Annotated in this window: 20 protein-coding genes, 1 tRNA gene and 2 pseudogenes; 6 read left to right on the forward strand and 17 right to left on the reverse strand. The window is 70.0% G+C overall.

Features of this window, described 5'->3' with window-relative positions; all coding sequences use genetic code 11:
* Positions 1-155 precede the first annotated feature (155 nt).
* The 8 genes from DEJ48_RS04665 to DEJ48_RS04700 form a co-directional block, all read right to left on the reverse strand.
* Positions 156-1844 (reverse strand): BCCT family transporter, encoded by a 1689-nt coding sequence (locus tag DEJ48_RS04665; RefSeq protein WP_150214716.1) that lies wholly within the window; start codon positions 1842-1844, stop codon positions 156-158.
* 252 nt (positions 1845-2096) lie between these two features.
* The gene (locus DEJ48_RS04670) at positions 2097-3116 is read right to left on the reverse strand and encodes a D-alanyl-D-alanine carboxypeptidase family protein (RefSeq protein ID WP_150214718.1); all 1020 of its coding nucleotides are present in this window, start codon (positions 3114-3116) and stop codon (positions 2097-2099) included.
* A 410-nt stretch (positions 3117-3526) separates the two neighbouring features.
* Positions 3527-4750, reverse strand: a complete 1224-nt coding sequence (locus DEJ48_RS04675; protein WP_150214720.1) for a cytochrome P450 family protein — start codon at positions 4748-4750, stop codon at positions 3527-3529.
* Entirely contained in the window at positions 4747-5544 is a 798-nt protein-coding gene (locus DEJ48_RS04680; RefSeq protein ID WP_150214722.1) for an SDR family oxidoreductase, read from the reverse strand. The genes DEJ48_RS04675 and DEJ48_RS04680 overlap by 4 nt, the downstream gene beginning before the upstream one ends.
* 112 nt (positions 5545-5656) lie before the next feature.
* A tRNA-Pro gene (locus DEJ48_RS04685) sits at positions 5657-5730 on the reverse strand.
* A gap of 178 nt (positions 5731-5908) precedes the next feature.
* On the reverse strand, positions 5909-7192 hold the full coding sequence (locus DEJ48_RS04690; RefSeq protein ID WP_150220961.1) for an MFS transporter: 1284 nt from the start codon (positions 7190-7192) through the stop codon (positions 5909-5911).
* 140 nt (positions 7193-7332) lie between these two features.
* On the reverse strand, positions 7333-7716 hold the full coding sequence (locus DEJ48_RS04695) for an MmcQ/YjbR family DNA-binding protein (RefSeq protein WP_150214724.1): 384 nt from the start codon (positions 7714-7716) through the stop codon (positions 7333-7335).
* Between the two features lie 63 nt (positions 7717-7779).
* Entirely contained in the window at positions 7780-8766 is a 987-nt protein-coding gene (locus DEJ48_RS04700) for an alpha/beta fold hydrolase (RefSeq protein WP_150214727.1), read from the reverse strand.
* Between the two features lie 409 nt (positions 8767-9175).
* Between DEJ48_RS04700 and DEJ48_RS04705 the strand changes: the two genes are divergently transcribed.
* Both DEJ48_RS04705 and DEJ48_RS04710 read left to right on the forward strand, forming a co-directional pair.
* Positions 9176-12670: a ThuA domain-containing protein gene (locus DEJ48_RS04705; protein WP_223831899.1), complete on the forward strand. Its 3495-nt coding sequence runs from the start codon at positions 9176-9178 to the stop codon at positions 12668-12670.
* A gap of 8 nt (positions 12671-12678) precedes the next feature.
* Entirely contained in the window at positions 12679-13572 is an 894-nt protein-coding gene (locus DEJ48_RS04710) for a sugar phosphate isomerase/epimerase family protein (RefSeq protein ID WP_150214729.1), read from the forward strand.
* Here DEJ48_RS04710 and DEJ48_RS04715 read toward each other — a convergent pair.
* The 4 genes and pseudogenes from DEJ48_RS04715 to DEJ48_RS41015 form a co-directional block, all read right to left on the reverse strand.
* Positions 13566-14183, reverse strand: coding sequence for a GNAT family N-acetyltransferase (locus DEJ48_RS04715; RefSeq protein ID WP_411757524.1), 618 nt, complete (start codon positions 14181-14183; stop codon positions 13566-13568). The two genes, DEJ48_RS04710 and DEJ48_RS04715, sit on opposite strands and share 7 nt — an antisense overlap.
* Before the next feature lie 2 nt (positions 14184-14185).
* Positions 14186-14755 (reverse strand): helix-turn-helix domain-containing protein, encoded by a 570-nt coding sequence (locus tag DEJ48_RS04720; RefSeq protein ID WP_150214731.1) that lies wholly within the window; start codon positions 14753-14755, stop codon positions 14186-14188.
* A gap of 199 nt (positions 14756-14954) precedes the next feature.
* Positions 14955-15659, reverse strand: coding sequence for a hypothetical protein (locus DEJ48_RS04725; RefSeq protein ID WP_150214732.1), 705 nt, complete (start codon positions 15657-15659; stop codon positions 14955-14957).
* A gap of 497 nt (positions 15660-16156) precedes the next feature.
* Positions 16157-16219 (reverse strand): annotated as a pseudogene (locus DEJ48_RS41015) (hypothetical protein); the annotation flags it as partial.
* A gap of 172 nt (positions 16220-16391) precedes the next feature.
* On the opposite strand from DEJ48_RS41015, the pseudogene DEJ48_RS41020 reads away from it, so the two are divergent.
* Positions 16392-16643: pseudogene (locus tag DEJ48_RS41020) on the forward strand (hypothetical protein); the annotation flags it as partial.
* Between the two features lie 1329 nt (positions 16644-17972).
* Positions 17973-18389 carry a hypothetical protein gene (locus DEJ48_RS04735; RefSeq protein WP_150214734.1) on the forward strand — a complete coding sequence of 139 codons (417 nt, stop codon included), beginning with the start codon at positions 17973-17975 and terminating at the stop codon, positions 18387-18389.
* 714 nt (positions 18390-19103) lie between these two features.
* Here DEJ48_RS04735 and DEJ48_RS04740 read toward each other — a convergent pair.
* The 3 genes from DEJ48_RS04740 to DEJ48_RS04750 are packed head-to-tail and all read right to left on the reverse strand — an operon-like array spanning position 19104 to position 21942.
* Entirely contained in the window at positions 19104-19997 is an 894-nt protein-coding gene (locus tag DEJ48_RS04740; RefSeq protein WP_150214736.1) for an ABC transporter ATP-binding protein, read from the reverse strand.
* 2 nt (positions 19998-19999) lie between these two features.
* Positions 20000-21025: an ABC transporter substrate-binding protein gene (locus DEJ48_RS04745; RefSeq protein WP_150220964.1), complete on the reverse strand. Its 1026-nt coding sequence runs from the start codon at positions 21023-21025 to the stop codon at positions 20000-20002.
* Between the two features lie 53 nt (positions 21026-21078).
* A complete protein-coding gene (locus DEJ48_RS04750; RefSeq protein WP_223831900.1) occupies positions 21079-21942 on the reverse strand; it encodes an ABC transporter permease in 864 nt (287 codons plus the stop codon).
* Positions 21943-22154: 212 nt separating this feature from the next.
* On the opposite strand from DEJ48_RS04750, the gene DEJ48_RS04755 reads away from it, so the two are divergent.
* Entirely contained in the window at positions 22155-23195 is a 1041-nt protein-coding gene (locus DEJ48_RS04755) for a LacI family DNA-binding transcriptional regulator (RefSeq protein ID WP_223831901.1), read from the forward strand.
* Positions 23196-23314: 119 nt separating this feature from the next.
* On the opposite strand, the gene DEJ48_RS04760 is transcribed toward DEJ48_RS04755, so the two are convergent.
* A complete protein-coding gene (locus DEJ48_RS04760) occupies positions 23315-23671 on the reverse strand; it encodes a beta/gamma crystallin domain-containing protein (RefSeq protein ID WP_150214738.1) in 357 nt (118 codons plus the stop codon).
* 227 nt (positions 23672-23898) lie between these two features.
* Here DEJ48_RS04760 and DEJ48_RS04765 point away from each other — a divergent pair, with 227 nt between their 5' ends.
* On the forward strand, positions 23899-24687 hold the full coding sequence (locus DEJ48_RS04765) for an SDR family NAD(P)-dependent oxidoreductase (RefSeq protein WP_150214740.1): 789 nt from the start codon (positions 23899-23901) through the stop codon (positions 24685-24687).
* A 58-nt stretch (positions 24688-24745) separates the two neighbouring features.
* Here the strand turns inward: DEJ48_RS04765 and DEJ48_RS04770 are convergent, their stop codons facing one another.
* A complete protein-coding gene (locus tag DEJ48_RS04770; protein WP_150214742.1) occupies positions 24746-25645 on the reverse strand; it encodes a LysR family transcriptional regulator in 900 nt (299 codons plus the stop codon).
* Positions 25646-25696: the final 51 nt, after the last annotated feature.

Here is a 25696-nt window from a genome sequence, read left to right on the forward strand (position 1 = left end):
GGGGTTGATCCTGAGTGAGAAAGTCGAGCCGAGGCAGGGCTTCACGCCCGAGAAGGCCGTCGTGACTCCTCCGGGCGAGGAGGTCGACTGCGGAAGCGGATGGCACGGCAAGGGCGGCTGCCGCGGACTGAGGGGCGGGCGTGGAGCTCAACAGCTCACCCCCGGCCCTGCGGGACCTCCTGCGGGACCTGCGACGGGACCTCCGACGGCACCTCCGGCGGGACGAGCCCTTGCTCCCGCGCCATCTCACGCGCCACCCGGGGCGCCGTCCACAGCGTCGGCAGCATGATGAAGCCCACCGGCACCGCCGTGACCACGATGAACGACTGCAGTGCCGTGATGCCTCCGTCGCCGACCAGGATCAGCACCGCGGCCGCCGCGCCCATCAACAGTGCCCAGAACGCCCGTACCGCACGCGTCGGTTCACCGGCCCTCGTGCCCGCGGAGGCGATGCTGTACGACATCGAGTCGGTGGTCGTCACCACGAACGTGATCGTCAGCAGCAGCAGCGCGACCGCGACCACCGCACCCATCGGCAGCCGCTGCGCCATGGAGATGACGGCGGCGTCCATGCCGACCGACTTCAGCGGGCCCGAGATCGCGCCGGGGTCGCGCTGCTCCAGGAAGATGCCGGTGCCACCGAACACCGTGAACCAGAACATGGTGGCCAGCGGAGGCACGATCGCCGTGGAGACCACGAGGTCGCGCAGGGTGCGCCCCCGGGAGATGCGGGCCACGAAGATGGACATCAGCGGCCCGTAGCCGAGGAACCAGCCGAAGAAGAAGACCGTCCAGGAGCCGAGCCACGCGTGGTCGCCCCGGTTCAGCGCCAGCGGAACGAAGTCCCGCGCGTACTGGCCGAAGCCGCCCAGGAACGAGTCGAGCACGAAGCCGAGGGAGCCGAGGACCAGGAAGACGGCCATCAGGGCGACCGCGAGCCAGATGTTGGCCTTGCTGAAGAACTGGATGCCGCGGTCGACACCGCTGGCGACGGAGAGCACCGCGACGACGGTCAGCAGGACGATGACGCCGAGCTGCACGGGGTAGCCGCCGGAGATGCCGAACACCTCGGAGAGCCCGTACGAGACCTGGAGGCCGAGGAAGCCGATCGGGCCGACGGTGCCGGCCACCACGGCGATGACGCAGACGATGTCGACGGCGGCCCCGAGACGGGAGTGCCGGACGCGCTCACCGAGGAACGGGTGCAGCAGGGTGCGCGGGCGCAGCGGCATGCCGCGCTCCTGGCCCCGGATCATCACGATCGAGGCGAGCGTGCCTAGGACGGCCCAGGCGAGGAAGCCCCAGTGCGCGAAGCTCTGGGAGAGCGCGGCGTCGGCCGCCTCCTGGGTGCCGCTCTTGACGCCGTCGTAGAAGGGGGGCGTGTTGATGTAGTGCTCCACGGGCTCGCCCGCCGCGAAGAAGACGCCGCCGCCCGCGAGCAGTGTCGACATGATCATCGCGATCCACTGGAACCTGCCGTACTCCGGCCGCGCCCCGGCGCCCCCGAGCCGCACCTTCCCGTACCGGGAGAAGCCCAGCCACAGCGCGACGCCGAACGTCGCGAGCAGCAGCACCTGCCACAGCGGACCGAACCACCGCGCGACGAAGGTGAACACGGCGTTCACGGCGTCGCCCGTGGCCGTGGGCGCGATCAGCGCGGCCAGGACGAACGCGGTGAGCAGCCCGCCGCTGACGGCCAGTACGGGGAGGTCGGTGCGTCCACGGCCACCGGGAGCCGCGGCGCCCGCCGTGCGGCCCTCTTCCTCCGGATGGCCGCCTTCGTCGTCGTCCGCGGCGGACTCGCCGTCGGCGGGCGCGACGGTACGGGCGGGGGAAGTCGACATGAGGTTCCTTGCTGAGGGGGGATTCGCACACGAGGGCACGGCGCGCGGCACGTCACGGCGCCCGGCACTCCATATGCGCGCATACGGAGTGCCGGGCGGCCGGACCGCTCGGTGCGAAGGTCAGCAGGGAAGGGTGCTATCCGAAGGGCGTTGTCGTCAAATTCCCGACAATGTCCGGTGGCGCGGCGACCGCGTTCGTGCCGGAGCGCCGGAGCGCCCGGCGGCGGCTGCGCCTTCTCCGGCCCCATCCGGTCAGTGGGCGAACCCCCAGTCGAGCATCTTGGCGGCGTCCTCGAAGCGGTCCTTGTCGGCCCCCACGATCGCGCCGACCAGGGTGCGGTTGTCGCGCTCGGCGGCGAAGACGACGGCGTAGCCGGCCTCCGCGCCGCTGCCGGTCTTGATGCCCAGCGCGCCGTCGTAGGTGCTCAGCAGCACGTTGGTGTTGTTCCAGGTGTAGTAGCGGGTACGGCCGTTGGCCGCGGGGGCCTCGGTCTTGAACTGCTTCTTCTTCACGACGTCGGCGAACACCGGCTTCAGCATGGCGCGTTGGCCGAGCTTGGCGAGGTCGCGGGCGGTGCTGCGGTTGTCGCCGTGCGATATGCCGTCGAAGGAGTCGAAGTGCGTGCCCGTCAGGCCCAGTTGCTGCGCCTCGGCGTTCATCTGGTTCTCGAAGTCGGCGATCCGCGCGTCCATGGTGTCCCCGGACCCGAAGTTGTCGGCCAGCGCCATCGCGGCGTCCGCCCCCGAGGGAAGCAGCATGGCGTGCAGCAGCTGCCTGGCGGTCAGCTTGTCGCCGGTCTGCAGGTCGGCCGTGCTGGAACCGGCCTTCGCGACGTAGTCCCGGTACTCCTGCTTCACCGTGAACTGCTGGTCCAGCCGCTCCGGGTACTTGAGCACGACGAGGGCGGTCATGATTTTGGTCGTACTGGCCATCGCCACGCTCTCGTCGGCCTTCGCCCCGGCCCACATCTCCCGCTCCTGGCTGCCGTCGCGGGCGTCCAGGAGAAAGGCGTGGTCGGCCTTGATGACGGGGGCGTCCTGGCCAGTCGCGTCGGGCGCGCCCTGTCCCCGGCCCTGTTCCTGTCCCTGCCCGACGGTCCCGGCAGCCTGGCCGCTCGTCCGCTCATTCTCGTCGACGGAGTGGGTGGCACTGGGGGTGGCCGCCTCGGCGAGACCGCCGGCGGTGATCGGGAGGACGGCCCCGACCAGGGCGACGGTCGCGATCCGGGCCCCGGTCCGGTGCAGCCGGCTGGGGCGAGCGTGGGAACCCATGAGGCATCTCTTCTCCCGGCGCCGGGCGCCGGCTGGTGAGGGGAAATCGGTGCACGGTGAACCTACTTGGGTGATGACGGCCATTTCAAGATCGTTGTGTCATAAGCGGGTAACAGGGCCGGGAATGGCGGAGGACGTGCAGGAAGTCGAGTTGACCCAGTACCGGGGAGGTGGAGGTGAGCTGAGGTTCTCGTTCCGGGCGTTCACGACGGGGTCGATGACGGCGAGGTGACCATCACGCACCCCACCCCTTACCGGCGTACGGCCGGCTTTCGGGAACTTGAGCGTGACGTGGGCCATCGCCCTGGGCGGCGGCGCGCCCCTAGTTCGGCCTCGGCGTCCCGGCCGCCGCCTTCGTGGGGTTCGGCATCGACGACGAAACCGTCCAACACTCCCCGAACGCCAGAGGGTCACGTGAGGATCGGGAGCGACGCGAGGCCGCGTACGAGGCGGGTGTGGCGCCAGGTCAACTGGTCGGGCGCGGTGGCGAGGCGGATCGCGGGGAAGCGGGTGAGCACCGCTCGCAGGGCGATCTCCGCCTCGGCCTTGGCGAGGGGAGCGCCGACGCAGCGGTGGATGCCGTGGCCGAAGCCGAGGTGTGCGGAAGCGTCTCGCTCCAGGTCGAGCGCGTCCGGTGACGAGAAGCGTGCCGGGTCGCGATTGGCCGCTCCGAGGGCGACCAGGACCGGGACGCCGGCCGGAATGTCGGTGCCGCCGAGCGTGACGGCTTCCTTGGTGAACCTGAAGGTGGCCGTGCTCACGGGAGAGTCGTGGCGCAGCAACTCGTCCAGCGAGCCGGGGATGTCGTCCGGGTGCCGCCGGAGGCGGGTGAGTTCGTCCGGGTGCCGGAGCAGCGCCAGGAGGGCGTTGCCGAGGAAGTTGGTGGTGGTCTCGTGTCCGGCGACGAGAAGGAGCACCGCGAGGGAGATCAGCTCGTCCTCGCTCAGGCGATCGTCGCCGTCGCGGGCCGCGATGAGCCGGTCGAGGAGCGCGTCGCCGGGTGCCCGGCGCTTGGCGGCGATCAGGCCCGTCATGTAGTCGGCCATCGCGTGCGAGGCGTCGTCGATGACGTCCGGCTCTCCCGCCGCGAACAGCTCCGCCGACCAGCGCCGGACGTCGGGCCGGTCGGCCCGCGGCACTCCGAGCAGTTCGCAGATCACCATGACGGGCAGCGGCACCGCGAGGTCTGCCACGAAGTCATACCGCCCGCCGGTCGTCCACTGGTCCAGCAACTCGTCCGTGGTGCGGGCGATGAACGGGCACAGTTTCTTGACGGCCCCCGTCGTGAACGCCTTGGTGACCAGCTTGCGCAGCCGGGTGTGCCGGGGCGGGTCGCTGGCCAGCATGGTGTGCGCCACCGCGGGGTGCAGGCGGCGGCGTGACCCCTTGTCCGCGAAGAAGACCGCGGTGTCCTTCGACAGCCGCGCGTCGGCCAGCGCTTCACGGGCCTCCGCGTAGCCGGTGACCAGGTAGCTGGTGCGCCCACCGGATCCACCGGATCCACCGACCTCACCGGACCCACCGGACCCACCGGACCCACCGGGCACGGGTCCCACCGGGCAGGCGGACCGCATCGCCGCGTACGCCGGGTACGGGTTCCGCAGGAAGTCCGGGTCGCGGGTCGGGTCGGTCATGCCATGCCGCCGTTGCTCTGGAGAAGCTGTCCGTTGATCCAGCCGCCCTCCGCGGAGCAGAGGAACGAAACGAGACGCGCGCAGTCCCGCGGCACACCGAGGCGTCCCAGAGGCGTGGCGCGGATCATCTCCGCCTTCAGCTCATCGGTCATCCACCCGGTGTCCGTCGGCCCGGGATTGATCGCGTTGCAGGTCACCCCGAGGTGCGCGAGTTCCTGCGCGGCGGCCAGCGTGATCCGGTCCATCGCCCCCTTGCTGGCCCCGTACGGCAGGTTGCCGGCGGTGTCGTCGCTGGTCAGACTGACGACACGGCCGCTGCCGTGCGGCCCGCGGAACCGCAGCCCGTACTCCCGGATCAGCAGCCAGGTCGCCCGCGCGTTGACCGCGAAGTGCAGGTCGAAGCTCTCCACCGTGGTGTCGAGGAGGCCGGAGTCGACCGACTCGCAGTGGCATAGCACCAGCGCGGTGACGTTCCCCAGCTCGCGCTCGACGCCGTCGAAGAGCCGCGCCGGCACGGTCGGATCGCTCAGGTCCGCCTCGACCGCGAACGTTCCCGCCCCCAGGGACGCCACCTGCTCCCGCAGCTCCTCGGCCGCGCCCGGCTCCGTACCCCACTCCATCCGCGCGTCATAAGGAGTCCAGTACGTGAAGGCCACATCCCACCCGGCCCGGGCCAGTTCCAGTACGACGGACGCCGCGATCCCGGCCGACCGCCCCGCCCCCGTGACCAGGGCGAGCGGGCGCCCCGCGTCCTCCACGTCCTGCCGGCTCCCCACGGGCGTCTCACCAGTCATGGTCCTCATCCTGGCGGGCGCCCCCTCACGCGGCACGCGTTTTTCCCCGAACACGATCGAGGGGCCGTTTCAGATTCCTCTGAAACGGCCCCTGACCTGCGACTCTTACGAGTCGGGACGACAGGATTTGAACCTGCGACCCCTTGACCCCCAGTCAAGTGCGCTACCAAGCTGCGCCACGTCCCGTTGCCCGTGTGACCTGGGGTTTCCCCTGGCCGAACGCGCACCGAAACAATACCGCACTCCGACCCGTGATCGCTCACGCCTTTCCCGGGTCGGGTGCGGGCATGAGCTTGAACCAGCCGCCTCTCCCCCGCCGCCTCGGGCTCGTGAGGGGACGAGCCTTGCGCCCCTGTGACCCGGATCACCGGCCGCCGTCCGGTCCCGTCTGTCCCGCCCTCGCGTGCCTCGAGCCGGGCGCAGGGATCGCACCGGACAGCGTGGGGGCGTCCGCGCGGACCAGGCCGCTGATCGCCGGGATCGCGAACAGGGCGATACAGACCATCACTGTCATCACGCCGCCCGTCAGCAGCACCGTCTCCGCGCCGAACGCCGCCGCCGCGGGTCCCGCGAGGGCCTGGCCGACGGGCAGCAGGGCGAGGGAACCGGCGACGTCGTAGGCGTGGATGCGGTTCAGGACGTCCGGCGGGACCTGCGTCTGGACGCTCGTCGCCCACATCACGCCCCAGAAGGAGACGCCCGCGCCGGCGACGGCCGCGCCCGCCGACATCAGCGGCACACTCAGCTGGGCGCCGACTGCGGCGGGGAAGGCGGCGTAGGCGACCAGGGCGATCGCTCCGGCGCGGAGCATGCGGCGGGGGCGCAGCCGCAGGGCGAGGAGGCCGCCGAGGACGGTGCCCGCCCCCAGGGCGGAGTTCACCAGGCCGTACGCGCCGGAGCCGTGCTCCTGGACCACGAGCGTCGCCACCAGCGGCACGGTCGGCCCCGTGGTCGTGATCATCAGCACGCCGAAGACGGCTATGACGCCCCACAGCCAGGTACGGGACCTGAACTCACGCCAGCCCTGCACGAGGTCGGCCCGGAAACCGTCGCTGTGGGGCTGCGATCCCGGTCGGGCGGGCGGCAGGCGCAGCACGAGGAGGCAGAGGGCGCTGATTCCGTACGTCGCCGCGTGCGCGGCGAAGACGGCACCCGGCGAGGCGAGGCCGACCAGGACTCCGGCGGCGGCCGGACCCGCGAGGGACGCGGTCGACTCGGCCACGCGTATCGCACCGTTCGCCTTCTGCACGTCGGCGGCGAGGCGCGGGACCGTACTGGCGACGCCCGGCTGGAAGACGGCGGCGGCCGCGCCGTTCACCGCGCCGATCGCGCAGATCTGCCAGAGGACGACATTGCCGGTGAAGAAGAACACCGCCGCGAGCGACTGGGTGCCGAGCCGGACGAGATCCGCGCCGATCATCAGCAGGCGCGTGCTGAAGCGGTCCGCGAAGACCCCGCCGAAGATCACGAGGCCCGCGAAGCACACGGTCGTGGCGGCCATCGCGAGGCCGACCGCTCCGGCGCCGTGTCCGTGGCGCAGCAGTCCGGCGGCCAGGGCGACCGGCAGCATCGTGTCGCCGAGCTTCGCCACGGCACGGGCCGCGAAGAACAGCCCGAAGTCGCGGGACCAGATGCCTCCGTCACTCATCCCCTGCGCCTGCGAGTGCGCCTCCGAGCCCTTCGACACGCTCCCCCACCCCTCCCCCTACGCGACGGTGGGATCATGCCACGGAGCATGGACAGCGCTCTCTATGAATATCCCGGTCGGCACTCGACGAGTGGCGCGGTTCAGTGCTCAGGCGACGCCACCCCCAACTCGGGGTGCTGCTCCAGGAGTCGGGGCGGGGCGGCCTGGCGCCAGGAGTCGGCCAGGATGTCCTTGAGCTCGTCGGTGTCCAGCGCCGCGAGGCGCACCCGCACCCATGCCGAGCCCGCCTCGTGGGCGGCGACCCAGAACTTGTCCGGCTCGGCGAGGACCAGCTCGTCGCGCTCGACCTTCGGGCAGCGCACGGCGAAGGACGTCTCGTCGTCGGGAACCGTCACGAACATCTTTCCGGCGACCCGGAACGTGGGCATGCTCCACGCGACCTTCTCCACCGTCTCCGGCAGGGCGAGCGCGATGCGGCGCACGTCATCCGAGGTGACGCGGGCGCGGGATCTGGACTTCGACATGCCATGAACCGTAGCCAACGCCACTGACACTGGCCCCTCGACGCCCGTCCATCCTGCCTGGGGTCAGAGCACCCTTTTGTCCAACCACTCCGTCAAGTCCTCCTGGACCTCGTCGCGGTTGGTCTCGTTGAGGATCTCGTGGCGGGCGTCCGGATAGCCCTTCCAGGTGAGGTCCTCCGCGCCCGCGTAGCGGAAGTCCTCCAGTAGTTCGTGGACGAGGGTCATGCGCTGGTTGCAGGGGTCCTGCTCGCCGACGGCGACGTGGATGGGGAGATCGGCGGGGATGCGCGCGATGTTGCGCGGGTCGTTGATCTTCCGCACGGCGCGCACCCAGTCCAGGGAGAGGCCGGCCGAGAAGGCGAATCCACAGCGTTCGTCGGCGGCGTAGGCGTCGACCTCGGCCTCGTCCCGCGAGAGCCACTCGAAGCCGGTGCGGTGTTCGTACGGGTCGTTGAACGAGGCGAAGAGGTCGGAGACGTACGACGAGCGGGCGGCTCGGCCCCCCTCCGTCACCTCGCGCTCCAGGCGGGCGATGGACCCCTCGATCTCGGCGCCGGGCAGCGAGCGGAACGTACCGGAGAGGATCACTCCGGCGAGTCCGTCGGCGTACTCCTGGGCGTAGTCCCGCGCGAGCATCGAGCCGAGGCTGTGACCGAGGAGGAAGAACGGGGCGCCGGGGTGCAGCGTGCGCACCTGGTCGCCGATGGCCTTCAGGTCGTCGACGATCGCCCGCCAGGTGTCGGCGTCGTCGGGGCCCGCGGACTCGGACGTCACGCCGTAGCCGCCGGTGGCCTGGGCGGTGGCGCCGTGGCCGCGGTGGTCGGAGGCGACCACTCCGTAGCCGTGCTCGGTGAGGTGCCGGGCGAAGCGGTCGTAGCGCAGGGCGTGTTCGGCGGCTCCGTGCGCGATCTGCACGTACGCGCGGGGCCTGCCGTCGGCCGGCAGCCAGGTGTACGTGGCCACGGGCACGCCGTCCGCGGCGTTGAGCAGTCCCGCCGTGTAGGCGGGTGCAGGGGCGTTGGCGTTGGTGTCGTCGGCTCGGTCGGTCATCGCGCGGGCTCCCTGGTACGGGTACGTACGGTCCATGGTCGATGTAGTTCGTGTATGCGGTCGTCCGTCTCGTGCATACAGTCGACGGTCTTCATGATTGCGGTCGACCGTCTCCCGGCCAGCCTCCCCCGCGCGCGGGACCTCATGCAGAACCCACCCGGACGGAGCGCGTCGCAGCCCGGCCGGAACGCGGCCGACACTCGGCGGAACTCGGCCGGAGGCCGATCGGAACCCACCCGACCCGTCCGACCCATTGACCCTCCACGGAACCGGAACCTACCCTGAGTCCCGCGCAATGAAAGCGCTTTCTAAGCGAGCGCCGCCTTCAGCGCCCCGCACACGCGACTCACCGCACACCCGGCAACCGGCAGCCGGCCATCAGCCAAGCCAGCCCAGCCCAGGGAGCGCCATGAGTTCCATGAGTTCCGCGAGTTCCGTGGCTCCGAGGGGAGCGCCGCGAGGCGCGCCCCGAGCCCTGCTCGTCTTCGTCGCCCTGCTCGCGCTCGTCGTGGGTCTCGGCCTCGCGGCCCCGCCCCGCGCCGAGGCCGCGCCGGCCTTCCGTGTCCTGGTCTTCTCCAAGGTCACGAACTACCCCCACGACTCGATTCCGGCAGGCGTCGAGGCGATCAAGAAGCTCGGCGGCGAGCACGGCTTCGAGGTCGAGGCCACCGACGACGCCGGGGCGTTCACCGACGCCAACCTGGCCCGGTTCCAGGCCGTCGTCTTCAACAACACCAACTCCACGCCCGAGAAGGGCGATCTGCTCGACGCGGAGCAGCGCGCCGCGTTCCAGAAGTACGTCAGGGCGGGCGGCGGCTGGGTGGGGCTGCACGCGGCGTCGGCGAGCGAGCGGGACTGGGAGTGGTACGAGGGTCTGGTCGGGGCGATCTTCGACAAGCACCCCGCCGTCCAGAAGGGACGGGTCAAGGTGCTCGACCACGCGCACCCGTCCACGAAGGGGCTTCCGGAGCTCTGGGAGCGCGAGGAGGAGTGGTACAACTGGCGCACCAATCCCACGGGGAAGGTGCACACCCTCGCGCAGATCAAGGTGCGCGACGGCATCACGGGGCTCGACGAGGGCGCCGACCACCCGTGGTCCTGGTGCCAGAACTACGACGGCGGCCGCTCCTGGTACACGGCGGGCGGGCACGCCGCGTCGGCCTTCCAGGAGGAGGGGTTCCTCCGGCACATCCTCGGCGGCATCCAGTGGGCCGCCGGTGACAAGCCGGGCGACTGCACGGCCACCAAGACGGGTGCCTTCCAGCGGACTCCGCTGGCCACCGACGATCTCGCCGACCCGTTCGAGCTCGCCGTCGCGCCCGATCGCCGGGTCTTCTTCGTCCAGCGCACCGGGAAGCTGAAGATCATCGACCAGGAGTCGCTCAAGGTCTCCACGGCGCTCGACCTCGCGTACACGCCGGAGATGACGAGCCAGTCGGACGGGCTGCTCGGCCTCGCGCTGGATCCGAAGTTCAAGGACAACCACTGGCTGTATCTGCTGCACTCCGACAAGACGGAGAAGCGGATCAACCTCTCCCGTTTCACCGAGGCGGACGGGAAGGTCGACGCGTCGTCGGAGAAGCGGCTGCTCACGATTCCGACGTGGCGCGGCGAGGGCCGGGCCAACTCGCACATGGCGGGGTCGATCGCGTTCGACAAGAAGGGTGACCTGTACGTCGCCACGGGCGACAACACCGATCCGTTCGCGTCGGACGGTTTCGCGCCGATCGACGAGCGCGAGGGGCGCCGCGCCTGGGACGCGCAGGGCACCGCGGGGAACACGAACGATCTGCGCGGCAAGATCCTGCGGATCACGCCGAAGGACGACGGGACGTACGCCGTGCCGGAGGGGAACCTGTTCCCGCCCGGTACGGACAGGACGCGGCCCGAGGTGTACGCGATGGGGCTGCGCAATCCGTTCCGCATCACGACCGATCCGGTGAGCGGCGCGCTGCTGATGGCGGACTACGGTCCCGACGCGAAGAAGGCGGTGGCGGACCGCGGCCCCGAGGGGACGGTCGAGTTCGACCGGATCACCAAGGCCGGCAACTACGGGTGGCCGTACTGCATCGGCGCCAACACTCCGTTCAACGACTACGACTTCGCGACGAAGACATCCAAGGCGAAATTCGACTGCTCGAAGATCGTGAACGACTCGCCGAACAACACGGGGCTGCGTGAGCTGCCGCCCGCCAAGCCCGCCGACGTCTGGTACGCGTACTCCGAGTCCAAGGAGTTCCCCGAGCTCGGCACGGGCGGCGGCGGGCCGATGAGCGGCCCCGTGTACGACTACGACGCGGCGAACACGTACAAAACGAAGTTCCCCGAGTACTTCGAGGGGAAGTGGCTCGCGTACGAGCTGACCCGGCAGTGGTTCAAGACCTTCTCGATCCAGGAGAAGGACCAGTCGTTCTCCGATCCGCGCTTCCCGCCGGCGAAGGCGGGCGATGTGCAGTCGATCAACTCCGTGTTCTCCGACATGAAGTGGAACCAGCCCTTCGATGCCGACTTCGGGCCCGACGGGGCGCTGTACGTGATCGACTTCGGGCTCGGCAGCGGTACGGGCCGCGGCGGCAGCAACGAGGGCTCCGGCATCTACCGCATCGACTACGTGGCCGACGGCCGCCTCCCGGACGCCCGGGTGAGCGCGACGCCGGACAACGGCAGCACGCCTCTGACCGTGAAGTTCTCGAGCGAGGGGTCGGGGCTGCCGGGCGACACGCCGGTCACGTACGCCTGGGACTTCGACGGCGACGGCAGGACCGACTCGACCGAGGCGAACCCGACGCACACGTACACGCGGAAGGGGCAGTTCACAGCCCGTCTCAAGGTGACCGGGCCGAAGGAGCTGAGCAATCTCGCGGTGCGGGACATCACGGTCGGCAACACACGGCCGGAAGTGACGATCCAGCAGCCGCCGAACGGCGGGACGTTCAGCTTCGGGGACACCATTCCGTTCAAGGTCAAGGTGACGGACCGGGAGGACAAGCGGATCGACTGCGCGCGGGTCGTCGTGCAGTCCCAGTTGGGCCACGACACGCATCTGCATCCGCTGGACAACTACACCGGCTGCGCGGGCGAGATCGTGACGGACGCGGGCGACAGTCACGGCCCGGGGCAGAACCTGTACTACGGCATCACGGCGCAGTACGAGGACAAGGGCGCGAGCGGTGTGCCCGCGCTGACGGGGTCCGCGTCGCTGACGCTGCGGACGTCCTTCCGCGAGGCCGAGCACCGGACCGCCACGGGCGGCGCGCACGGCGGCGCCGACATCGGCGACCGCGCGGACGCGTCCGGCGGCAAGCGGCTCATCGAGATCGAGGACGGGGACTGGGTCTCCTTCGACCCGGTGCACCTGAAAGGCGTCGACTCGGTGACGGTGGGTGCAGCTTCGGGCGGTCTCGGCGGTGACGTCGAGTTCCGCGCCGGGTCTCCCACGGGGCGGCTGCTCGGGAAGGTGAGCGTGCCGAACACGGGAGGGTGGGGCAATTTCATCTCACCGACCACCGAACTGGCCCCTCACGACGGCACGACGAACACGTATGCAGTATTCAAAAACCCGGAGTGGTCGTCCGACAAGGCCGACCTGCTCACGGTCGACTGGCTGCACTTCAACGGCCCCGGGGCCGAGAAGAAGGCCGGAGCGAAGGTGACGGTGAAGGCGGCACCGGCCAGTGGTCCCGCGCCGCTCGCCGTCAAGCTCACGAGCACCGTAAAACTCCCCGCCGGCCGGACCGCGGCCTCGTACCACTGGGACTTCGGGGACAACTCCAAGCCCAGCGGCACGGAGAGCGGCAGCGCCGAGCACACGTACGCGCGCGTGGGGACGTACACGGCGCATCTGACCGTCACCGACGACAAGGGTGACACGACGACCGGCGCCGTCCGGATCTCGGCGAAGTGAGGACGACGATGACCAGGTATCCGAGCGCGTCTTCCGTCAACAGCGGCCGACGGGCCTTCCTCCGCGCCTCCCTCGGTACGTCGCTGGGGCTCGCGGCAGCGGTCGGCGGGACGCTGCCCGCGCGGGCGGCGGAACGGGCGCACAAGCGGCGTATTCCGCGCGGCGGCATCGGCATGCACCTGTACACGATGCGCGACGCCCTGGCGCGGGACTTCGCGGGCACCTTGGAGCAGCTCGCCGGCATCGGTTACGCGACCGTGGGGGTGAGCGGCCGCCACGGGTACGACGCCGTGGCCATCCGTCGGATGCTCGACGCCGTCGGACTGCGCGCGGTTCTTGAGCACGTCGCCTATCCCACGCTCACCGGTTCCGGGCTCCCGCAGGCGCTGGAGGACCTGCACGCCCTGGGCGCGAAGTGGCCCGTCGTGCCGAGCCTGCCCGGCGCGCTGCACACGCCGGTCGGGTTCCGGGAGGCGGCGCGGCAGTTCAACAGGATCGGGTGCGCGTCGCGCGAGGCGGGGCTCGGCCCTGTGCTGTTCCACAACCACGGCTCGGACCATGTGGTGGTCGACGGCACGAACCTGTACGACGTGCTGGTCGCCGAGACCGATCCCGAGCTGGTCGGGTTCGAGTTGGACGTGTACTGGGCCGTGAAGGGCGGCGCGGATCCGGCGACGTACTTCCGGCGGCACCCGCGCAGGTTCCCCGCGCTGCACGTGAAGGACATGGCGCCCGACGGCGGGTTCGCCGACGTCGGTTCGGGGACGCTCGACTTCGCCGCGATGTTCGCCCACGCGCGCGTGGGGGGCGTCCGGCAGTGGCTGGTCGAGCACGACTCCCCCGCGGACCCGTTCGCGACGGCGCGCAACAGTTACGCGTATCTGGCGGCGCTGCGCTACTGACGCACCGCGGGCTCCGGCTCGGCGTCGGTCACCCGGCGCCGAGCCGCTGTGCCGAGTCGCTTGTAGAAGAGGGTCGTCGCGTGGAGGGCACCCGATGGGTCCGCCGCGTAGTCGGGGATGGTGCCGGCCTCGGTCCAGCCCGCCCTGCGGTAGACGGTCTCGGCGGGGCTGCCGGTCTCGGTGTCGAGGACGAGGAGGGTGACGCCCGCTTCCGCCGCCGCGTGTTCCGCGGCGGCCAGCAGGGTGCGGGCGAGGCCCTGCCCGCGGGCATCGGGGCGCACCATCAGCTTGGCGAGTTCGGCGCGGTGACGCCCATTGGGCTTGTCGGTGAAGGCGACGCTGACGGTGCCCGTGATCCGCGAGTCGTCACGCTCCCGGCCCCGCGCCACCCAGACGGCGAGCCGTCCCGCCTCGACCACGGGCCCGAGCCCTCGCCACCAACCACTCGCCGCGGCCCGGTCGAGCCCCGCGAGGAACCCCAGCGAACTGCCGCTCCGCACCGTGTCGACCAGCAGGTCGCCGAGCTGGTCCGCGACGGCGTGGAGACCGGCGGCGGTGAGGCGTTCGATGTGCGGGGCGTCGGCCGCCGGGCCGCCGGCAACCCGCGGCACGTTCACGGCTTGACCACCACGAGCGCGTACCGCACCGCCTCCTCGCCCGCGCAGCGGAACCGGGACGCGCCCCACAGCCGGAAGCGCAGGCAGTCGCCGGTGCGCAGGCTGTGCGGCTCGCCCTGGACCGTGACCTCCATGGCCCCTTCGAGCACCCAGATGTGCTGTTCGAGGCCGGGCACGGGCGGCCGGTCGTAGGCGATGTCGGCGCCCGGCTGGAGTCGGCCCTCGACCAGTTCTCCGCGCATCCCGGTGCGGGGCGGCGAGACGGCCCAGCGCATGAAGCCCGCCTCGTCGTCCGCCCAGACCGCCTGGTCCACGGCGCGCACCAGCTGGGCGGGCTCCGCCTCCACTTCGCTGAGGAGCTGCGACATGGTCCGTTCGTAGACCACGCAGAGACGGTTCAGCAGCGCCGCGGTGGGGCTGATCTCCGCGCGCTCGGCGCGGGACAGGGTGGAGCGGCTGATCCCGCTGAGCTCGGCCAACTCGCCGAGGGACCAGCCGCGTTCGGCCCGCAGCTCGGAGAGCCGAGCGGCGAGGCGCGCGTCGACTCCCTCTCCATCTTGTTCCATATCCGGGACGCTATCCCGAATCCGGGACGTCGACAACTCCTCTATACGGGACAGCCGTTAGACGAGGCATGCAAGTCCGGCCGCGAGCACGTCGGACAGATGTGAGAACGCCGCGTGCTCGCATCGCACGTTCGTCGAACAGATACCGGAGCTGACGCGCCGCTACGCGCGGCGGACGAAGGGTGGGCATGGCACCGCGTTACGGCCGCTTGGCCCTCGCCTTTTCGAGTTCCCGCAGGATGGCCGTTTCGTCTCGCCCCCGTACGGTCTCTTCCAGGCTGTGGCCGACGCGCTGGGAGAACCGCTCGCCCTTGGCGAAGTCGTCCTCGCTCAGCACCTGGCCGCACCACTCCCCTCGCCCCGCCACATGGTCGTCGAACGGCACGGCGGCGCCCTCTCCGAGAACCACCCAGTGGCCTGCGTCCCAGCGCAGGGCGAGGACATATGTGTGACCGGTCGCGAGCCGGGGTGCCTCCGGAGCCATGCTCTCGATTCGTTTGCCGTTCCGGTACACCGACCAGCCTGGCGCGGTCATCTCGAACTCGCTTCCCAGCTCATGCCGGGGGGTGGCGGCGGACCAGAGCACTTTCTCCTTTCGGAGCGTCAGTGCGCGGTCGATCGTGTACCGCACCGGCCCCTTGGCGACGTCATGCCGGTTGCTCTCGCGCTCGGCAGTCGGCAGCGCCACGACCACGTGGTCCGCGCCGGCCTTCCAGTCCGCTGCGCTCTGCGAGGGGTAGGCGTCGGCTGCGGCGCCGCAGCCCACCACGGTGCGAAGCCCTGTCCGGCCGATCAGTACGCCGGCAGTGATGCCGACGAGCGCCAGCATGGCTATGGCGGGTCTACCGGACAGCGGTTGGCGAACCGTGAACTGCAACTCAGATCTCCCGTTCGAGAACAGCATTGGGCCATTCAGGTGGTACTGGTATTGATCACTTTCATGGCCGGTTGGTTCCGTGTAGGCGACAGCAAGTCACTGCCGACGGAGGCGCGGCTGCGAAGGAAGACGGGGCCTCGCACCGGCTGTTGAAGGACACGCCACGGCAGACGAAGGCTCCGTCGCGGCTGCGATTCGCTGCGGGAGCGTGCGTGGTTCGGCCATCGGCGGGGCAGGTGCCTGGCGGTAACGGCCGGGCTTGGCAGGGGTTTCGGCGGGCGGCAGCGGGGCGCGCTGGCGCCGTGCGAGCAGGGCAACGTCCGCGCCGGGCGGTACACAGGTGGCGCTCCCCTGGGGGCAGTGGCGCGGCTGGTCCGCGGGGGCCGACGGTTTCGTCAGGGCTTATGACGCCAGCAGGCTCAGCGCCTGGGCGGACGCCGATCAGGCTTCGGTCGGTGACACGTACTTCCACAACGATCCGCTGGGATTGTCGGCGACCTCAACTGCCGGTGTGGACAAGGGCTTCAGTCGCGAGCCCGGGGGCACTCTGAACTCCATGCCCCGGGACGGAAAGAGCTACTTCCACCTCGGCGACGCCATCGACTCCGTTGTGGCGGTCACCGACGAGGCCGGCGAGAAAGTCAACACATACTCCTACAGCCCGCGCGGCGGAGCCCATTCCACGACCAATGAGAAGACCCCCAGCCCCACCGCTTCGCTGGCGGCTACCAGGACCCCACCGGCCTCTACCACTATGCGGCCCGCCACTACGACCCCAACATCGACCGCTTCACCCAACCCGGCCCCTCCGGCCAGGAACGGAACCCCTACCTCTACGCCGAAGGGGACCCCCGTAAGCCGCAACGACCCCAGCGGCCTGGCCCCATGGGGGTTCAGCGGGGAAGTCTGCGCATTCGGAGGTTGCGTCGGAGGCGGTGTCAGCTTCAACGATGGCGGCGCGATTCATCCGAGCGCCTCAATAGGGCCCGAGAGGAAGAGACATGGCAGTGATGGATTTTGCTGCTCCAGGCGGTGGTCCTGGCCTACCGTTTTGGGGACAAGTAGCGTTCGGCGCCGCGGTAATCGCCCTGGGCGTTCTCTTACTGCTGCGGTTGCGGCGCGATCGAGGCAAGTGACAGCGTACTTTCCGCTCAGCGCTCTGCTGTACCACACCACGAGACTGGCCGAAGTGCCGAACAAGGGGAAGTGGCCCCGCCGCTCGGACTTCTCCCCGCGCGGCGGGGGTTGGCCTGTGCGTATGTACAGTCGGCGTCGCCGCGCAGGCGCTGGTGGAGCGGTCGGCGACCTCGGGGAAGGCCACCAAGCCCTACCGTTTCGCGGGCGGTAACCAGGCCCCCTCCGGTCTCCACCACTTGGGCAGGGCCTCAAGCGCGGCGCCAGCCGGGTGTTACGCAAAGAAGGCATGGGAAGACACCGACAACTCGCTCAAGGACAGAGCAAAGGACCTGAACAGCTGCCGCAACCCGTATGCGTGGGCGCCGGAGTGAGAGGGAACAAAAAGTGAACCCGGAAGAGTCTGCCAGTCACGCTAAGAGCGCTTTGTGGTTTACCTGTTCACTCGCGGTTACGTTGAACCTGGCCGAAGAACTGTGGCATCCGCCCGGCACCGCCTGGCTCGTCTCACGCATTGCAGTGTCAGTCCTCTTCACAGCTGCTCTGATCGCATGCGTAGTGCTCTGGATAGTTCGGAGCCGGCAACGGAGAGTAAAGGCCGAGTAGACGTCGGCCCCGACCAGACACCTGGTCGGGGCCGCCGCATGTTCGCGGTCAGTTCCCGGCGAGCAGGTGAGGGCGCCTGGACCTGCACGCAGCGGGTAAGGGCATGTCCCTTCACGGCTATCCGCTCGACAGCCTCTCTACGAAGACGCGCCTCGATGTGACCCCACCTCATGAGCCCACTGCCCGCACGAACAAGTGGAAGCCGTTCATCTCGAACTTGAACGGCCTCGTGTCCAGCCCCCAGGCGTGCCGCCGATCGAACAGCAGGTTCGGGAAGTACACACTGACCGGGGTCCGTCCACGTTCACGACCCTTATGAAGAAGGCCTCCCGCGTGTAGGGGGGCGGATCACTGCGCGATGCCGTGCTGTGGACGTGGGGTCCCGAAAACGTGAGATCGGTACCAGACCGGCGGGCAGGGACGCTACGGATGCTGTATTGCTCGCCCTCCTCCAAGGTCACCTCGTCGGGCACCCCCACTGATGGAACACCAACTATTCATCCGCCGATCCGGCATGCCCGAAACCAATCGGGCTGCCACCGCACCCGTCCCACGCGGCATGATGGCCTCCCTCAGCACCACACATCCCTGGGGGGGACCATGAACCACCGCATCACCACCACCGGACTGCTTCTCGCGTGCGCTTTTGCGCTCACCTCCTGCTCATCGAGCGACGACAAGACCGACGCCGAACCGAAGCCCAAGCCGAGCGCCGCCGAGCCCACGCAGAAGCAGAAGGACGACGCCGTCCGATCGGCCGGTCTGCCGCCGAAGCCCGACGCTGCCGAGCAAGCCAAGCTCATCCGGGCCCTACAGGCCGCAGCTCCGAACGTCGTCCGTTATGAGGACAGGGCCGTCGACGCCTCGCGGAACCAGTGCATGGCGATCAACGGCAAGGCGAAGCGCCTGAACTGGCTGGCGTCACAGCGCTTCACGTACAAGGACGTGATGACGACAGAGGGGCAGGGCGCGAAGATCAACGAAGCCCTCCGGGCGACGGGCTTCTGCGAGGTCTGACCCAGGAACAAGCCCGGTTGCAGACGCGGCCGGGCCTTCGCATGCCCGAGGAGGCAGCAACGTCTCCTTCACCTATGACCCCGCCGCCCCGGACTGCGGCCGGCTTCGAGGGCCAGCGGTGTACAGCGCAGACGAAGACGTCGTCGACGAAGGCGGTGAAGACGTCCTTGTGTCTGGCCGGACGTGAAGAAGGTCAGCAAGCGCTTCAAAGGCGTTGGCACCTACGGACTCACGTGTTGCGTCTGGAGGCCCGTTTCGGAGGCGGAGCCCAACGACGGCGCGTGGGGAGCGAGTTGCAGCACCTCAGCAAGTGCATGCGCGCGGGCGCAGCCCTGCCGGACTGGAAACGTCTACCTCTCGACCATCGGGTACGCGAAGGGAACAGCATGGGTGACACCAGTATCGACAGCCTTACGCAGCGCGTCCTCGTCTCAGTGACAACGGCAGTCGTTCTTGGGCTGGTTGCTGGGCTCTTGGTCCTCGTGGGCGGTACTCCGTTCTCGGGTGCCGTCGTTTTCGCAGGGTGGACAGCTCTGTTGTGGGCGCCCATCGTCTTCGTTGGCACTCTGCTGTACGACACCTACAAGAAGCGCAAGACCTAGCGCGGGTAGCCAGAACCGAGCCTGTCTCGGAGGCGAGGGCCCGTAAGTCCTCTCCCAGGCTGATGTCTTGCCCAAGGCACTCAGCAGCGAGATCTACTCAGTGGACTACTGCTCAGTCGTGCGCCGACGCCGCCCCCAACAGCCCCCTGACCCGCCCGGTCGCCTCGCGGAACTCCGGCGAGGCCAAGGTCTCCGCGTACCCCCGTTCCGGCGGCAGGCCGACCTCGATGATCTCCGTCACCGTGCCCGGGCGCGGGCTCATCACCACGACGCGGTCCGCGAGGTACACGGCCTCGGCGATCGAGTGCGTCACCAGGAGCACCGTGGTGCGGGTCTCGCGCCAGATGCGGTTCAGTTCGACGTTCAGCTGCTCCCGCGTCAACGCGTCGAGCGCGCCGAACGGTTCGTCCATGAGCAGCACGGGCGGCTCGTGCAGCAGCGCGCGGCACAGCGCCACCCGCTGCTGCATACCGCCGGAGAGCTCGTGCGGGTACGCGTCCTCGAAGCCGTCGAGCCCGGTCATGCGGATCAGGTCGTCGGCACGCGCGCGTGCCCGTTCCGCGGGGAGCCTGCGCATCTCCGCCTGGAGGAGGATGTTGCGGCGCGCCGAGCGCCAGTCGAGCAGGGCGGCGCGCTGGAACACGTACCCGATGTCGGGCCGCGGCCCCCGCACCCGCTCGCCGCCCAGGAGCACCTCGCCCGACGACGGCGTGAGGAGTCCCGCGACGAGTTTGAGCAGTGTCGACTTGCCGCAGCCCGAGGGGCCGACGATGGCCACGAATTCGCCCGCGCCGACGTCGAGTGAGACGTCGCGCAGTGCGGTGACGTCCCGTTTCTTCGTACGGAAGCGCACGGCGACATCGCCGATCCGCACGGCGGGTGCGGCCGTGCCCACGCCCGCCCCTACACTCGCGCCCACACCCGTAGCCACACCCGTGGCCACGTCCCCCGCCGCGTTCACCCGCGTGGGTCCGCCGTACTTGCCGAGCGTCGTGTCGTCGGGCATGGTCACCCCTTGATCCCCTTGGCCGAATCCCAGTACTCCGTCACGGACTTGGGGTTCTTGACCAGGCCCGCCTCGGAGAAGACCTCGATGGTCTGCTTCCAGTCCGCTTCGGTGTTGGCCCCCGGCGCCTTGCCCTTCGTGGCGTCGGTGTGCAGCAGCGTCAGCGTCGTCTTGAACTGTTCCGACAGGACGTCCTTGGGCGGGAGTTGTTCGGATGCGCCCTCCATCGCCGCGACCGCCGGGCCCGGCTGCTTCTCGGCGGCCGCCCACGCCTCGCTGACCGCCGCCGTCATCCGCTTGGCCAGATCGCCCCGGCCTTGGAGGGTCTTGCTGCCGGCGATGAGGCCGTTGGAGTAGAAGTTCAGGCCGTGTTCGGAGAAGCGGAGGTACGAGACGTCCTTCTCGGCCTTGTTCCGCATGGTGGGGCCCTGGTCGCTCGCGTAGCCGAGCAGCGCGTCCGTCTTGCCGGAGATCACCGCGGCGATCTTGCCCGCGGGGTCGGTGTTCTGGACCTTGACGTCGGAGAGTTCCATGCCGTTCTTCTCCAGGAAGATCGGGAACGTCTTGGTGAGCGCGTCGCCCGCCGTACCCGCCACCGTCTTGCCCTTGAGGTCGGCGGGCGACGCCACACCCTCGGCCTCGAAGGACTGCACGGACGCGGGCGTGGTCTGCAGGAACACCCCGAGGCTCTTCACGTTGACGCCCTGGTCGACTCCGGCGAGCACGGCAGGGGTGTCGGCCCAGCCGAAGTCGGTCTGTCCCGCGCCCGTCGCCTGCACGGTCTTCTGGGAGCCCTGGCCCGCCCTGATCTCCAGGTCGATGCCGTGCTTCTCGAAGATCTTCTGCTTCTTGCCGTAGTAGAACGGCGCGTGCTCGCCGTACGGGTACCAGTTGAGGGTCAGGGTCGCCTTGTCCAGCTTCTCGCCGGAGGCGCTGGTGCTCGTCTTGTCGTCGTCGCCGCAGGCCGTCGCGGTCGCCGCGACGAGCGCCAGGGGGACGAGGGCGGTGAGGAGTCTGCGCGCGTGCATGGGACGGCCCTTCTCGCGTACGGAGGACATGGAGGGGGTGCGTCGGGCGGGGGTCAGTACGTGGTGGTCGCGCCCTGGTCCCTGCGGCTGGCGTGCCACGGGAGCAGCAGCTTCTCCGCGATCTCCACGATCGCGAACAGGACCACGCCGATGAGCGACATGACGAGGAGCCCCGCGAAGAGCATGGGGGTGTCGAGGTTGCCGTTGGCCTGGAGGATCACGTAGCCGAGGCCTTCGTTGGCGCCGACGAACTCGCCGACGACCGCGCCCGTGACGGCGAGCGTGACCGCCACCTTCAGGCCGGAGAAGAGGTGCGGCAGCGACGCCGGGAAGCGGATCTTGAGGAAGGTCTGCCAGGGCCGCGCACCCATCGTGGCGGAGAGCTGCAGCATCTCGGGGTCCACGGCCTTGAGTCCGGTGACCATCGAGATGACGACGGGGAAGAAGGCGATCAGGACGGCGATGAGGATCTTCGGGGCGATGCCGAAGCCCAGCCAGACGACGAACAGCGGGGCGATCGCGATCTTCGGCACGACCTGGGCGAAGAGCAGGATGGGGTAGAGGGTCTTCTCGACGGTGGTCGAGGCGACCATCAGGACGGCGGAGAGGATGCCGACGGCCACGGCGATGAGGAAGCCGATCAGGGTCTCGTACGTGGTGACCCAGGTGTGCTGCCAGAGGTAGTCGGGCTTGTCGAGGATGACGTCGAGGGTGGCGCCGGGCGAGGGCACCAGATAGGCCTCGACCATCTCGGTGGCGGCGATCACCCACCAGGCGGCGAAACAGACGACGAGGAGCGCGAGGGGGCGCCAGCTCTTCTCGGCCGCTTCGGCGGTACGACGCCCCAGACTCGGGCGTTCCCGTTCGGCGACCCCCGCCGTCTTCACAGGGGTTCCGGTCACGACGCTCTGGCTCACGGTGAACTCCCCTGACGTTCGGCGGACTTCGGAGGCAGTTGCGGAGAGCGGATGCAGTTGCGGAGAGCGGATGCAGATGCGGATGCATCACCGGAAAACGCTTTCAGAAAGCGCTTTCTGGTAGGCTGTCCGCCACGCTAATGAGTGGCCGACCGCAGGGTCAATAGGTCGGACCTGAGTTTCGCGGCGTGGGCCACGACCCTGGGGGTGCGGTGAGGGAAGCCGAGCGCGGTCTGCACGTCACACTGGAGTCGGTCGCGAGGACGGCGGGGGTCTCGCTCGCCACCGCGTCCCGCGCCCTGAACGGCACGGCTCGCGTCCGCGACGACCTCCGCAGCCGGGTCCTGGCCGCCGCGGCCCGCCTCGGGTACATCCCCAACGCCCACGCGCAGGCCCTCGCCAGCTCCTCCAACAACACGGTCGGCGTCATCTGCCACGACGTGGGCGACCCCTACTTCGCCGCCATCGCGAGCGGGGTGATGGCCGCGGCGGCCGAGCGCGGGCTGCTCGTCATGCTGGCGAGCACGTTCCGGGAGGCGGGGCGCGAGATCGCGTACGTGTCGATGCTGCGCGCCCAGCGGGCCCGCGCCGTGCTCCTCATCGGCTCGGGCTTCCAGGACCCCTCCTGGGAACGGGAGTTGGCGGCCGAGCTGACGCCGTACGTACGGAGCGGAGGCCGGGTCGCCGTCGTCAGCCGGCATCGCAGCCTGCGGGTGGACACGGTGCTGCCCGAGAACCGCGAGGGCGCCGCGGCGCTGGCGCGGGCGCTCCTCGGGCTCGGGCACCGGGACTTCGCCGTCCTCACCGGACCCGAACGCCTCACGACGGTCGCCGACCGGCTGGCGGGGTTCCGCGCGGCGCTCGCGGAGGCGGGTGTCGCGCTGCCCCGGGACCGGGTCGTGGAGGGCACGTTCACGCGGGACGGCGGCTACGCGGCCGCGGCGGAACTGCTCCGCAGGGGCCGCCCGCCGACATGCGTCTTCGCGGTGACGGACGTCATGGCGGTCGGCGCGCTCGCGGCGCTGCGGGAGCGGGGCGTGCGGGTCCCGGACGACGTGTCGCTCGCGGGCTTCGACGACATCCCTCTCGTACGCGAACTCACTCCGCCGCTGACGACGGTGGCGCTGCCGCTGCCGGAGATGGGCCGCGCGGTCCTGGAACTGGCCCTGCGGGAGCCGGCGGGTCGGCGGTCGCGCGTGGAACGGGTACGAGGAGAAGTGGTGGTGCGGGGAAGCACGGGAAAGTGCGAGTGAAAGCCGAAACCGGCCACGCCCGGAAAGGCGTGGCCGGGACAATCAGAAATGGCCATGGTGCGGAGATGACCATCGGATTGCCGAGTTATTGGCCCCTATTTACCGAAGCCTTAGACTCGTCACAGGATTTCGATATCCTTCACCTTCGGCGGACGGTTCGGGAAGGTGATGTCGGTCCACCGGTTGACGCGTACGGAGTCGCCGTTGGCGTCGTAGTAGATGAGGTCGTTGTTGCCCGTCTGGATGCGGTCGACCCACCAGCTGCCGAAGCCGGTCCGCCCCTTGTTGGCGTAGCAGTCCACGCTGGAGCGCCCGTCGCTGGAGTGCGACCAGATCTTTAAGAAGTTCTCGCCGCCACGGCATTCGACGTGGTCGATGGCGAAGGCATTGCCACTGGGCATCACCACGGTGAAAGCGGCGGCTGCGGCGATCGCCACGGTCGCCGAGCGGGCGACCTTCTTGGTTTTCGACAGCACAAGTACTCCCTGTTTCCGGGCCCGTACGTGGCCATTGGACGACCATTTCCGGGAAACGTTTTGCGCTTGCACGATGACGATCCTGTAAGACTCCTGTACATGGCAATCTTTGAAATGCGGCACGGCCTGAATGTGCCGCCCAATGTCCTGATCAGTGTCGTTCAGGTGATTTGGTGGCCCTTAGGGCCAAGAGTTCGGGCAGAACGGGCGAAGAGGGTGGGACTCACATGCATCTGCGACTGACCGGGAAGACCGCGCTGGTGACCGGAGCGAGCCGTGGCATCGGACTCGCCACCGTGAAGGCGCTCCTCGACGAGGGCGCACGCGTCGTGGCGGCGGCCCGCACGATCACCCCGGAGCTCCGGGCCACCGGCGCGACAGGCGTGGCCGTGGACCTGACCGAGACCGAAGGGCCCGCCCGCCTCGTGGAGCGGGCCCTGGCCGAGCTCGGCGGCCTGGACCTGCTCGTCAACAACGTCGGCGGCGGGGACGCCGACGCCGGCTGGACGGGCGGCTTCCTCGACGTCACCGAACAGCAGTGGTCGGACGCGTTCGACGTGAACTTCTTCGCCTCGGTCCGCACGGCACGGGTCGCGCTGCCGCACCTCGTCGAGGCCCGGGGCGCGATCGTCAACGTCTCGTCCACCAGCGCCCGTACGCCGCACGCCGGGCCGATCGCGTACAGCACCGCGAAGGCGGCCCTCACCGCCTTCGGCAAGGCGCTGGCCGAGGAGGTGGGGCCGCTGGGCGTGCGCGTCAACACGGTCTCGCCGGGGCCCGTCCGCACGGCCATGTGGGAGAGTCCCGACGGGTACGGCGCGCAACTCGCCGCATCCGCGGGTGTCCCCCACGCGCAGTTCCTGGAGGGTCTGCCGACCACGGCGGGCATGGTCACCGGCAGGCTCGCCGAACCCGCCGAAGTGGCCGCGCTCGTCGTCTACTTGGGTTCACCGCTCGCCGCGAGCATCACCGGCGCGGACCACGTCATCGACGGGAACTCCGTCAAGACGGTGTGACGGGGCGGAGGGCCATGCGCGAGGGGGCGAGGGCCGCGTCCACAGGCGGGGCCGTGCGTCAGGCCGCCGCCTCGCCCAGCGCCGCCAGCACGGGCCGGATCAGCGGATGGTCCTCCGCGCCGCACCGCACCGCCGCGAACACCCGGCGCGTGGGAGCCGCGCCCTCGACCGGACGCACCACCACACCCGTCACGTCCATGCCGCGCAGCGCCGAGCGCGGTACGAGGGCGACGCCCGCGCCTGCCGAGGCGAGAGCGACAACTGCCCGGAAGTCGTCCGACCAATGTTCCAACAGGGGCTGAAATCCGGCCTGTTCGCAGGCGAGGACGACCACGTCGTGGCAGGGATTGCCGGCGAAGGGGCCGATCCACGCGTCCTTGGCGAGCTCGGCCAGGGCCACCCGTTCCGCGTCCGCGAGCCGGTGGCCCAGCGGGAGCACCGCGTCGAAGGGCTCGGCGTAGAGGGGGACGCGGGTGAGCCGCGGGTCGTCCGCGCCCGGGGCGCCCCGGTACTCGACTGCGACGGCCACGTCCACCTGCCGGTCGAGGACCATCGGCAGGCTCGCGTCGCCCTCCGCGTCCTGGACGTGGACCCGGATGCCGGGGGCGGAGTCCGCGAGGCGGGCCAGGGCGGGGGCGACGACGAGGCCGATGCCGGTGGCGAAGGCGGCGACGGTCACGGTCCCCGCCTCGCCGGAGCTGTACGCGGCGAGCTCGGCCTCGGCGCGCTCCAGCTGGGCCAGGACCGCGTTGGTGTGCGTGAGCAGGATCTCGCCGGCCGCGGTGAGGCGTACGCCCCGTGCCGAGCGCTCGACGAGGCGGTGCCCCGTCTCCTGCTCCAGGGCGGTGAGCTGCTGGGAGACCGCCGACGGGGTGAGGTAGAGCGCGGCGGCAGCGGCCGTGACCGTGCGGTGGTCGGCCACCGCACGGAGGATGTGCAGCCGCCGCGCTTCGATCATGCCGCCGATTCTCCCAAACCGGCAGCCACCCGTGCACCACGGGCCCCGGAG

The organism is Streptomyces venezuelae, assembly GCF_008642315.1.
GTDB lineage: Bacteria > Actinomycetota > Actinomycetes > Streptomycetales > Streptomycetaceae > Streptomyces > Streptomyces venezuelae_D.

Coding starts and splice junctions, on each gene's coding strand:
- DEJ48_RS04675 (WP_150214720.1), bottom strand. CDS start 4,750: ATGACCGACCCGACCCGCGACCCGGACTTCCTGCGGAACCCGTACCCG.
- DEJ48_RS04745 (WP_150220964.1), bottom strand. CDS start 21,025: ATGCACGCGCGCAGACTCCTCACCGCCCTCGTCCCCCTGGCGCTCGTC.
- DEJ48_RS04770 (WP_150214742.1), bottom strand. CDS start 25,645: ATGATCGAAGCGCGGCGGCTGCACATCCTCCGTGCGGTGGCCGACCAC.
- DEJ48_RS04680 (WP_150214722.1), bottom strand. CDS start 5,544: ATGACTGGTGAGACGCCCGTGGGGAGCCGGCAGGACGTGGAGGACGCG.
- DEJ48_RS04710 (WP_150214729.1), top strand. CDS start 12,679: ATGACCAGGTATCCGAGCGCGTCTTCCGTCAACAGCGGCCGACGGGCC.
- DEJ48_RS04700 (WP_150214727.1), bottom strand. CDS start 8,766: ATGACCGACCGAGCCGACGACACCAACGCCAACGCCCCTGCACCCGCC.
- DEJ48_RS04690 (WP_150220961.1), bottom strand. CDS start 7,192: ATGAGTGACGGAGGCATCTGGTCCCGCGACTTCGGGCTGTTCTTCGCG.
- DEJ48_RS04670 (WP_150214718.1), bottom strand. CDS start 3,116: ATGGGTTCCCACGCTCGCCCCAGCCGGCTGCACCGGACCGGGGCCCGG.
- DEJ48_RS04695 (WP_150214724.1), bottom strand. CDS start 7,716: ATGTCGAAGTCCAGATCCCGCGCCCGCGTCACCTCGGATGACGTGCGC.
- DEJ48_RS04720 (WP_150214731.1), bottom strand. CDS start 14,755: ATGGAACAAGATGGAGAGGGAGTCGACGCGCGCCTCGCCGCTCGGCTC.
- DEJ48_RS04765 (WP_150214740.1), top strand. CDS start 23,899: ATGCATCTGCGACTGACCGGGAAGACCGCGCTGGTGACCGGAGCGAGC.
- DEJ48_RS04665 (WP_150214716.1), bottom strand. CDS start 1,844: ATGTCGACTTCCCCCGCCCGTACCGTCGCGCCCGCCGACGGCGAGTCC.
- DEJ48_RS04705 (WP_223831899.1), top strand. CDS start 9,176: ATGAGTTCCATGAGTTCCGCGAGTTCCGTGGCTCCGAGGGGAGCGCCG.
- DEJ48_RS04740 (WP_150214736.1), bottom strand. CDS start 19,997: ATGCCCGACGACACGACGCTCGGCAAGTACGGCGGACCCACGCGGGTG.
- DEJ48_RS04725 (WP_150214732.1), bottom strand. CDS start 15,659: ATGCTGTTCTCGAACGGGAGATCTGAGTTGCAGTTCACGGTTCGCCAA.
- DEJ48_RS04735 (WP_150214734.1), top strand. CDS start 17,973: ATGAACCACCGCATCACCACCACCGGACTGCTTCTCGCGTGCGCTTTT.